The sequence below is a fragment of the Methylobacterium crusticola genome (assembly GCF_003574465.1).
GTDB lineage: Bacteria > Pseudomonadota > Alphaproteobacteria > Rhizobiales > Beijerinckiaceae > Methylobacterium > Methylobacterium crusticola.
This window is the reverse complement of sequence record NZ_QOWC01000257.1, coordinates 1-9,792: the sequence shown is the minus strand read 5'-3', so window position 1 is coordinate 9,792 and position 9,792 is coordinate 1. Positions and strand designations below refer to the sequence as shown.

At 76.6% G+C, this 9,792-nt stretch carries 8 protein-coding genes; 5 read left to right on the top strand and 3 right to left on the bottom strand.

Annotated elements, in window-relative coordinates; all coding sequences use genetic code 11:
* Positions 1-1,006 (bottom strand): GlxA family transcriptional regulator (locus tag DT057_RS32260; RefSeq protein ID WP_162501575.1); only part of this gene is annotated, 1,006 nt, incomplete at its 3' end.
* A gap of 212 nt (positions 1,007-1,218) precedes the next feature.
* Between DT057_RS32260 and DT057_RS32255 the strand changes: the two genes are divergently transcribed.
* From DT057_RS32255 to DT057_RS32240, 4 genes are read left to right on the top strand one after another with little or no spacing between them, the layout of a single operon-like run.
* Entirely contained in the window at positions 1,219-2,472 is a 1,254-nt protein-coding gene (locus DT057_RS32255; RefSeq protein WP_128566123.1) for a sarcosine oxidase subunit beta family protein, read from the top strand.
* A gap of 24 nt (positions 2,473-2,496) precedes the next feature.
* Positions 2,497-2,832 carry a sarcosine oxidase subunit delta gene (locus DT057_RS32250; RefSeq protein WP_128566122.1) on the top strand — a complete coding sequence of 112 codons (336 nt, stop codon included), beginning with the start codon at positions 2,497-2,499 and terminating at the stop codon, positions 2,830-2,832.
* Positions 2,829-5,807, top strand: coding sequence for a sarcosine oxidase subunit alpha family protein (locus DT057_RS32245; protein WP_128566121.1), 2,979 nt, complete (start codon positions 2,829-2,831; stop codon positions 5,805-5,807). Before DT057_RS32250 ends, DT057_RS32245 begins: the two co-directional genes overlap by 4 nt.
* Positions 5,800-6,516 carry a sarcosine oxidase subunit gamma gene (locus DT057_RS32240; RefSeq protein WP_128566120.1) on the top strand — a complete coding sequence of 239 codons (717 nt, stop codon included), beginning with the start codon at positions 5,800-5,802 and terminating at the stop codon, positions 6,514-6,516. Before DT057_RS32245 ends, DT057_RS32240 begins: the two co-directional genes overlap by 8 nt.
* Here DT057_RS32240 and DT057_RS32235 read toward each other — a convergent pair.
* Positions 6,500-6,871, bottom strand: a complete 372-nt coding sequence (locus DT057_RS32235; RefSeq protein WP_128566119.1) for a response regulator — start codon at positions 6,869-6,871, stop codon at positions 6,500-6,502. The two genes, DT057_RS32240 and DT057_RS32235, sit on opposite strands and share 17 nt — an antisense overlap.
* Before the next feature lie 342 nt (positions 6,872-7,213).
* On the opposite strand from DT057_RS32235, the gene DT057_RS32230 reads away from it, so the two are divergent.
* The gene (locus tag DT057_RS32230) at positions 7,214-9,328 is read left to right on the top strand and encodes an ATP-binding protein (protein WP_128566118.1); all 2,115 of its coding nucleotides are present in this window, start codon (positions 7,214-7,216) and stop codon (positions 9,326-9,328) included.
* Between the two features lie 31 nt (positions 9,329-9,359).
* On the opposite strand, the gene DT057_RS32225 is transcribed toward DT057_RS32230, so the two are convergent.
* The coding region (locus DT057_RS32225) for a methylated-DNA--[protein]-cysteine S-methyltransferase (RefSeq protein ID WP_162501574.1) at positions 9,360-9,792 on the bottom strand (433 nt) is incomplete at its 5' end.

Below are 9,792 nucleotides of genomic sequence, written 5' to 3'. Positions count from 1 at the left end.
TGGCCCGTGGCGCGCGGGCAGGCCGCGGCGCGCGGGCGGCCCGCGGTGCGGGGGAAGGCCGCGGCGCGCGGGCGGATCGCGGCGCCCGTCCGTACCGGGCCCGGAACGCGCGCGCGAAGTGGCTCGGGCTGGCAAAGCCCGTCGCCACGGCGACCTGCGTCACCGACAGGGTGGTCTGGGCCAGGAGGTCGTGCGCCCGCTCCAGCCTCACCCCGAGGTAGAACCGCTCGGGGCTGGCGGCGAGGTGCCGGGCGAACAGGCGGTCGAGCTGGCGCGGCGAGATCCCGGCCGCGGCGGCGAGCTCGGCCCGGGAGGCCGGCTCCTCGATGCGCCGCTCCATCAGCGCCACCGCCGCCTCGACCCGGGGGCTCGCCACGCCGAGGCGCTCGCGCAGGCCCCGCCGCTGCTGCCCGCTGCCCGGGCGGACGTGCGCGGCGAGGAACCAGTCGGTGACGGCGTCCGACAGGCCCGTCCCGTGCCGCGCCGCGACGACCGCGTGCATCATGTCGAGGGCGGCGACGCCGCCCGCGCAGGTCAGGCGCCGCCGGTCGATCTGGAACAGCGAGGGCACGAGGGAGACCCGGGGGAACGCCTCCGCGAAGGCGGGCGCGTGCTCCCAGTGCACCGTGGCCCGGTAGCCGTCGAGGAGGCCGGCCCGCGCGAGCACGAAGGGACCGCCCGAGACGCCCCCGACCGTCAGCCCGCGCCGCGCCGCGGCGCGCAGCGCCCGGAAGGTGGCGGGATCGTCGTAGAGGGCCGGGTTGCCGCCCGCGCAGACGAGGATGGTCGCCGCCTCGCCCAGGCGCTCCAGCCCGCCCTCCACCGCGAGGGTCGCGCCGTTCGAGGCCGCGACGGGCCGCCCGTCCGGCGACAGGTGCAGCCAGGCGAAGAGGTCCCGCCCGGCGAGCACGTTGGCGGCCCGCAGCGGCTCCACCGCGGAGGCGTAGGACATCAGCGCGAAGCCCGGCAGGAGCAGGAACGCGAACCGGGCCGGCGTGTCGGGCATGGGCTGGGGCGGGGCATGGGCGGGAGCGGGGCAGGAGCCGGGGCGGGGCTTGGGCGGAGGCCCGGGGCCCGGGCGGGCGCCCGCATCTCAGCATGTCTCGCCCGGGCAAGGAAGCGTCCGCGTCGGTCAAGTCGCCGGGCCGCCGGCGCGCGATACCGGGGCCGGGATCGCTGGGCCGGGCCACCCGGGCGGCCGCGCGACGGAGACGGCCGATGCGCTACTCGCTCCTCTCGCTCGCCGCGAACGCCCTGCGCGGCCATGCCGGCTGGCGGCCCGCCTGGCGCGACGCCGCCCCGAAGGCCGCCTACGACGCGGTGGTGGTGGGCGGGGGCGGGCACGGCCTCGCGACCGCCTACTACCTCGCCCGCAACCACGGCCTCGCCGACGTGGCGGTCCTGGAGAAGGGCTGGATCGGCTCGGGCAATGCCGGGCGCAACACCACGATCATCCGCTCGAACTACCTCCTGCCCGGCAACTCGGCCTTCTACGAGCTCTCGATGCGGCTGTGGGAGGGACTGGAGGCGGACCTCAACTACAACGCGATGGTGTCGCAGCGCGGCGTCCTGAACCTGTTCCACTCCGACGCCCAGCGCGACGCCGCGGTGCGGCGCGGCAACGCCATGCGGCTGGAGGGGATCGACGCCGAGCTCCTGTCCGCCGACGAGGTCCGGCGCGCGCTCCCGTTCCTGAACTTCGACGACGCCCGCTTCCCGATCAGGGGCGGGCTGAGGCAGCGGCGCGGCGGCACCGCCCGGCACGACGCCGTGGTCTGGGGCTACGCCCGGGCGGCCTCGGAGCGGGGCGTCGACATCGTGCAGAACTGCGAGGTCACCGGGATCCTGCGCGACCCCGCGGGCGCCGTCGCGGGCGTCGAGACCAGCCGCGGCACGATCCGGGCCGGGAAGGTCGGCGTCGCGGTCGCCGGCCACTCCTCGCGCGTCGCCGCCATGGCGGGCCTGCGGCTCCCCATCGAGAGCCACGTCCTCCAGGCCTTCGTGTCGGAGGCGATCAAGCCCCTGCTCGACACCGTGGTGACCTTCGGGGCCGGGCACTTCTACATCTCGCAGTCGGACAAGGGCGGCCTCGTCTTCGGGGGCGACATCGACGGCTACAATTCCTACGCCCAGCGCGGCAACCTGCCGACCGTCGAGGACGTGTGCGAGGGCGGCATGGCCCTGATGCCGGCGCTCGGGCGGGTGCGGGTGCTGCGCTCCTGGGGCGGCATCATGGACATGTCCATGGACGGCTCGCCCATCATCGACGCGACGCCGGTGCCCGGGCTCTTCCTCAACGCCGGCTGGTGCTACGGCGGCTTCAAGGCGACGCCGGCCTCGGGCCACTGCTTCGCCCGCCTGATCGCCACCGGCACGCCCGAGCCCGCCGCCGCCGCCTACCGGCTCGACCGGTTCCTGCGCGGGGCGACGATCGACGAGAAGGGCCAGGGCGCCCAGGCCAACCTCCACTGACGCTCCGGCCCCGGGACCACCCCCATGCGCATCGCCTGTCCATTCTGCGGGTCGCGGGACCTGCGCGAGTTCAGCTTCCTGGGCGATGCCGGGGCGGCGGGCGCCGGTCTCCCGGGCGCCGGCCCGGGCGCCGGCCCGGGGGCCGGCGCAGAGGCCGGCGCGGACGCCGGCCCGGGGGCCGGCCCGGACGCCGATGCCGGCGCGCGGGCCGAGGCCGTCTACCTGCGCGACAACCCGGCCGGCCGGCACCGCGGCCTCTGGTACCACGAGGCGGGGTGCCGCTCCTGGCTCGCGGTGACCCGCGACACCCGCACCCACGCGATCTTCGCGGTGGAGCTGGCCCGGGAGGGCGCCCGATGAGGGACGTGCAGAGCCACCGCCTCGACGCGGCCGGGCTCGTCGACCGCGCCCGGCCCCTGGGCTTTCGCTTCGACGGCCGGGCCTACGAGGGCTTCCTCGGCGACACCCTGGCCTCGGCGCTCCTCGCCAACGGCGTCCGCCTCGTCGGGCGCTCCTTCAAGTACCACCGCCCGCGGGGCATCGTGACGGCCGGGCCGGAGGAGCCCAACGCCCTCGTGGCGCTGCGCGAGGGCGCGCGCCGCGAGCCCAACTCCAAGGCGACGGCGGTCGAGCTCTTCGACGGGCTCTCGGCGCGCAGCCAGAACCGCTGGCCGTCCCTCGCCTTCGACGCGGGCGCGGTGAACGGCCTCCTGGCGCCCCTCCTCGTCGCCGGCTTCTACTACAAGACCTTCAAGTGGCCGTCCGGGTTCTGGGAGCGGGTCTACGAGCCGGCGATCCGCCGGGCCGCCGGCCTCGGCCGGTCGAGCGGCCTGCCCGATCCCGATTCCTACGAGGGGGCCTACGCGTTCTGCGACCTCCTGGTGATCGGCGCCGGCCCGGCCGGGCTCGCGGCCGCCCTCGCGGCGGGCCGGGCCGGCGCGCGGGTGATCCTGTGCGAGGAGGATTTCGCGCTCGGCGGCCGGCTCCTGTGCGAGCGCGACGCGGTGGACGGCCGGCCCGCCGCCGCCTGGGCGGCGCGGGCGGTCGCGGAGCTGGCGACCCTCCCGGGGGTGACCCTGATGGCCCGCACCGCGGTGTTCGGCGCCTACGACGGCGGCACGTTCGGGGCGGTCGAGAAGGTCTCGGACCACCTCGCCGTGCCGGACCCCGGCCGGCCGCGCCAGCGCCTGTGGCGGATCGCGGCCCGGCGCTCGGTCCTGGCCGCCGGCGCCATCGAGCGGCCGCTGGTGTTTCCCGGCAACGACCGGCCCGGCGTGATGATGGCGGCGGCGTCCCGCAGCTACGTCAACCGCTTCGGCGTGCTGCCGGGCCGCCGCGTCGCGGTCCTCACCGCGACCGACGACGGCTGGCGCGCGGCCTTCGACCTCGCGGAGCGGGGCGCCCGGATCGAGGCCGTGATCGACCCGCGCCCGGCGGGCCCGCCGGCGCTCGAGGAGCGGGCGCGCCGCCTCGGCGCCCGCCTCCTGCGGGGCGGGCGCGTCGCCGGCACCCACGGCCGGCTGGGGCTGACCGGCGTCACGGTCGCGGCCGCGGGCGGGCGGACGGAGCGCCTCCCCGTCGACCTCCTGGTGATGTCGGGCGGCTACAACCCGAACCTCGCCCTCACCACCCACCTGGGCGCGCGGCCCGCCTGGTCGGAGGAGATCGCGGCCTTCGTGCCCGGGGGCCTGCCGCCGGGCATGAGCGTCGCGGGCGCCGCGCGCGGCACGCTCAGCCTCGGGGCCGCCCTCCGGGAGGGCCACGCGGCAGGGCGCGAGGCGGCCGAGGCCTGCGGCCTGGGCGGCTGCGCGGGCGAGGCGCCCCGGGCGGACGACGAGGCGGCGGGCCTCGCGGCCTCCTGGCCGGTCGCCGGCGCCCGCAAGGCCTTCGTGGATTTCCAGCACGACGTCACGGTCGCGGACGTCGCGCTCGCCCACCGCGAGGGCTTCCGGTCGGTCGAACTCCTCAAGCGCTACACCACCCTCGGCATGGCCACCGACCAGGGCAAGCTCTCGAACCTCAACGGCCACGCCCTGATGGCCGGGCTCCTCGGCCGGCCGATCCCCGAGGTCGGCACCACGGCGGCGCGCGCGCCCACCGTGCCGGTGGCGATCGGGGCCCTCGCGGGCCACGCCCGGGGCCGGCACTTCAAGCCCACGCGCCTCACCGCCGGCCACGCCCTCGCGGCGGAGCGCGGGGCCACCTTCGTCGAGGCGGGGCAGTGGCTGCGCCCGCAATGGTTCGCCGCGCCCGGCGAGGCGGACTGGCTCGCCACGGTGACGCGCGAGGTGCGGGCGGTGCGGGAGGCGGTCGGAATCTGCGACGTCTCGACCCTCGGCAAGATCGACGTGCAGGGGCCGGACGCCGGCGCCTTCCTGGACCGGGTCTACGTCAACGGCTTCTCCGGCCTCCCGGTCGGGCGGGCGCGCTACGGCGTCATGCTGCGCGAGGACGGCTTCGTCCTCGACGACGGCACGGCGGCCCGCCTCGCGCCCGACCACTTCGTGGTCTCGACCACGACGGCGAACGCCGCCCGGGTGATGAAGCACCTGACGTACTGCGCGCAGGTGCTCTGGCCGGAGGCCGACGTGCAGCTCGCCTCCGTGACGGAGGCCTGGGCGCAGTACGCCGTGGCCGGGCCCCGGGCGCGCCGGCTGCTCGAGGCCCTGCTCGGCGCGGCCGCCGACGTGTCGGACGCGGCCCTGCCCTTCATGGGCGCGAGGGAGTTCGAGTGGGCCGGGGTGCCGGTCCGGCTCTTCCGCCTCTCGTTCTCGGGCGAGCTCGCCTACGAGATCGCGGTGCCGGCCGCCTACGGCGACGCCCTCGGCCGTGCGCTCCTCGCCGCCGGGGCATTCCTCGGGGTCGCGCCCTACGGCTCCGAGGCCCTGGGCGTGCTCCGCATCGAGAAGGGCCACGTCGCCGGCAACGAGATCTCCGGCACCACCACGGCGGGCGATCTCGGCCTCGGGCGCCTGATGTCGCGCAAGAAGGACTTCGTCGGCAGGGCCCTCGCCGGCCGGCCGGGCCTCGTGGACCCGGACCGCCTCCGCCTCGTCGGCCTGAGGCCCCTCGATCCCGCGGGCCGACTCTCCGGCGGTGCCCACCTTCTCGCCCCCGGCGCGGCCGCCACCACGGCCAACGACCTCGGCTACGTGACCTCGGCGGCGTTCTCGCCGAGCCTCGGCCGCTGGATCGCCCTCGCCCTCCTGCGGCGCGGCCCGGAGCGGATCGGGGAGCACCTGCGCGCCGTCGACCTCCTGCGCGGGACCGACGTGCCGGTCGAGGTCTGCCCGCCCGTCTTCGTCGACCCGGAAGGAGTCCGTCTCCATGCCTGAGGCCGCGTCCATGCCCGGGACCTCCCGACCCGGGACCTCCCGGCCCGGGACCCCTTCGCCCGGCGCCGCCGCGGAGGCCTCCCTGCGCCCGGTCCCGGCCTTCGGGGGCCTCGCCGCGTCGAGCCCCGACGGCCGCCTCGTGGTGCGCGAGCGCGAGGGCCTCGGCCTCGCCACGGTGACGGCCCGCAGGGGCCGGGGCGGCGACCTCGCCGAGGTCCTGCGCGCGTCCCGCGGCCTCGTCCTGCGGCCGGGCCCGACGGTGTCGCGCGCGGGCGACCTCGCTCTCGTCGGCACCGGCCCGGAGACCTGGTTCGCCGTCGGGGCCGGGGGCGGCTGGCGCTTCTCCCGCGCGCTCGCCGCGACCCTCGCGGGCCTCGCCGCGGTGGCGGACCAGTCCTCGGGCTACGGCGTCCTGCGGCTGTCCGGGCCCGCCGTGCGGGCGGTCCTCGCCAAGGGCGTGCCGGTCGACCTGCACCCGTCGGCCTTCGCGGCGGGGGACGCCGCCGTGACGCTCGCCGGCCATGTCGGCATCGTGCTGTGGCGGGCGGAGGACCGGGCCGACGGGGAGGAGGCCTTCGACGTCGCGGTGTTTCGCAGCTACGCCGAGAGCTTCCGGCACTGGCTGTTCGCGAGCGCGGCCGAGTTCGGCCTCGCGGACGGGCCGGCCCCGGGGCCCGGGACCGCGGGGGCGGTCAGCCGGCCGGCCTGATGGCGCTCACGAGCTGGCCGGGGAGGTAGGGCTTCGCGAGGAACAGCCCCGCATCCGGCATGTCGCCGTAGGCCGGCTGGCAGCGGCCCGAGGTGATCACCAGGCGGATGCCGGGCCAGCGCTCCGCGACCCGGGCCGCCAGGGCGAAGCCGTTCATCGAGCCCGGCATGTCGACGTCCGTGAACAGGATCGCGACGTCGCTGCGGCTCTCCAGGATGCCCAGGGCCGCGTCGGCGTTCCCGGCCTCCAGAACCGTCAGGCCGGCATCCTCCAGCATGTCCACGGCCATCAGGCGCACCAGCCCCTCGTCCTCGACGACGAGGACCACGACGGGAACTGAGGGCGACGGCGACATCAACGGCAACGGGTCAATCCAGGTTAAGTTGCGTCAGGTCATGGCGCCTGATGCGCGACTTGTCCAGGCGCCGCGCATCCCTCGGGTGCAGGAGAACGCGGCCTCGGGCGGGGCGCGGCGCGGGCGTGCAGCCGACGCCCGCGACGGCCGCGGCCGCCGCTTTAGGGAAGCGACACCCCGAGCGGGGGCATGTTAGGCTTGCCGCATGGCCGCACAGCACGTCTCCGCCCGCACGGGTCCCTCCGCCGACGCCGCCGGGAGCCGGGCCGCACCGGGACCGCGCGCGCCGGCCCGGCGCGCCCGCCCCGATTCCCGCCGCGCGCCGCCGGACGCGCGCGTCCGATGAGCGTGCCGGCGCCCGATTCGGGAGCGGGCCACGCGATCGCCGCCGACATCCTCGCCGTCTCGAGCATCGCCGCCGTGCCCACCATCCTGGAGGTGGTCTGCCGCACCACCGGCATGGGATTCGCGGCCGTCGCTCGCGTCACCGAGGACCGCTGGGTCGCCTGCCAGGTGCGCGACGACATCGCGTTCGGGCTCCAGCCCGGCGGGGAGCTCCGGGTCGAGACCACCCTCTGCCGCGAGATCCGGCGGAGCGGCACGGCCGTCGTCATCGACAACGTGTCCGAGGACGCGGTCTATTGCGGGCACCCGACGCCGGCGCTGTACGGCTTCGCGAGCTACATCTCGATGCCGATCGTGCTGCCGGACGGCACCTTCTTCGGCACCCTGTGCGCGATCGATCCCAGGCCGGCGCGCCTGAACACGCCCGAGACGGTCGGCATGTTCAAGCTGTTCGCCGACCTCATCGCGTTCCACCTGAACGCCCACGCGAACGTGGCCTCGAGCGAGGAGGTCCGCCGCAGCGCGGCCTTCGTCACGGGCATCCTGGCGGCGAGCCCCGACGGCGTGAACGTGCTGTCGGCCGACGGCCGGCTCGAGTTCATGAACGCCCGCGGCGTCGCCCTCAACCAGCTCGACTCCGACGAGGCGGTGCTCGGCCGCCCGTTCGCGGACCTGTGGCCGGAGGCGGAGCGGGGCAAGGTCCAGGACGCCATGGCGCGGGCCGCGGCCGGCGAGATCGCCCGGATCGAGGGGTTCGGCCCGACCGCCCGGGGCGAGCCGCGCTGGTGGGAGGTGAGCTTCGCGTCCTTCCGGCCGGACGGGACCGGGCCGCTCAAGCTCGTGGCAATCTCCCGCGACATCTCCGAGCGCGTCGAGGCCGGGGCGGCCCTGCGCGAGAGCGCCGCGACCCTGCGGGAGCTGAACGAGACCCTGGAGGAGCGGGTCGACGCGCGCACCCGCGACCTGCTCGCGGCCGAGGAGGCGCTGCGGCAGTCGCAGAAGATGGAGGCGGTGGGCCAGCTCACCGGCGGCGTGGCGCACGACTTCAACAACCTCCTCACCATCATCCGCTCCTCGGTCGACTTCCTGCGCCGCCCCGAACTGCCGGAGGCGCGCAAGCGCCGCTACCTCGACGCGGTGTCCGACACCGTGGACCGGGCCGCCAAGCTCACCGGGCAGCTGCTCGCGTTCGCGCGGCGCCAGACGCTCAGGCCCGAGGTGTTCGAGGTCGGGGCGCGCCTGCGCGCCGTGGCCGACATGCTCGACACGGTCACGGGCGCCCGCATCCGCGTGGTGACGCAGGTGCCCGAGGCGCTCTGCTTCGTGAGGGCGGACCTGAGCCAGTTCGAGACCGCCCTCGTCAACATGGCGGTGAACGCCCGCGACGCCATGGCGGGCGAGGGGACCCTGACCCTGCGGCTCACCTGCGCGGACGCCATGCCGCCGATCCGCGGGCACGCCGGGGCCAGGGGCCCGTTCGCCGCGGTGTCCCTCGCCGACACCGGGAGCGGGATCGCGCCCGAGCATGTCGGGCGCATCTTCGAGCCGTTCTTCACCACGAAGGAGGTCGGCCGGGGCACGGGGCTCGGCCTCAGTCAGGTGTTCGGCTTCGCCAAGCAGTCCGGCGGGGACGTCGCCGTCGAGAGCCGGCCGGGCCGGGGCACGACCTTCACGCTCTACCTCCCGGAGATCGAGCCCGAGGCCCACACGGAGCGGCCGGCGGTCGACGACGCGCTCTCGCCCGTGGGCTCGGGGCAGCGCGTCCTCGTGGTGGAGGACAACGTCGAGGTCGGCCGCTTCGCGACGCAGATCCTGCAGGACCTCGGCTACGCGACCGTGTGGGCGGTCAATGCCGAGGACGCCCTCGACCGCCTCGGCCCGGACGGCGGCGGCTTCGAGGCGGTGTTCTCGGACGTGGTGATGCCCGGGATGGGCGGGATCGCCCTCGCCAAGGAGCTCCGCCAGCGCCTGCCCGGCCTGCCGGTGGTCCTGGCCTCCGGCTACAGCCACGTGCTCGCCCAGGAGGGCGCCCACGGGTTCGAGCTGCTGCACAAGCCCTACTCGGCCGAGCAGCTCGGCCGCATCCTGCGCCGGGCCGTCGCGCCGCGCTGATCCCCGCGGCCGCCGGGCCCCGCCGGTCGGCTCAGAACCCGAAGGAGCGCTGGGCGGGCGGCGGCGCGACGTCGACGCCCTCCAGCCGCAGCATGCGGACCTTCGCGTCGGCGCCCCCCGGCGCGGAGAAGCCCCCGACGCCCCCCGCCGCCAGGACCCGGTGGCAGGGGATGATCAGCGGCACCGGGTTGCCCGCCATGGCCCGGCCGACGTCCCGCGCCGCCTCGGGCCCGGCGCCCAGCGCCCTGGCGAGGGCGCCGTAGGTCGTCGTCTCGCCCCAGCCGACCCGGCGCAAAGCGCCGTAGATCCGCCGGAAGAGCGCGTCCTGGCCCGTGAGGTCGACGGGGAGGTCCGAGAAGTCCGTCGCCGCGCCCTCGAAGTAGCGCCGGGCGGCCGCCACCGCGGCGGCGGCAACCGGCGCGGGCGCGCCGGGCCCGGCCCCGGGCGCGCGGCGCAGGAGGCCG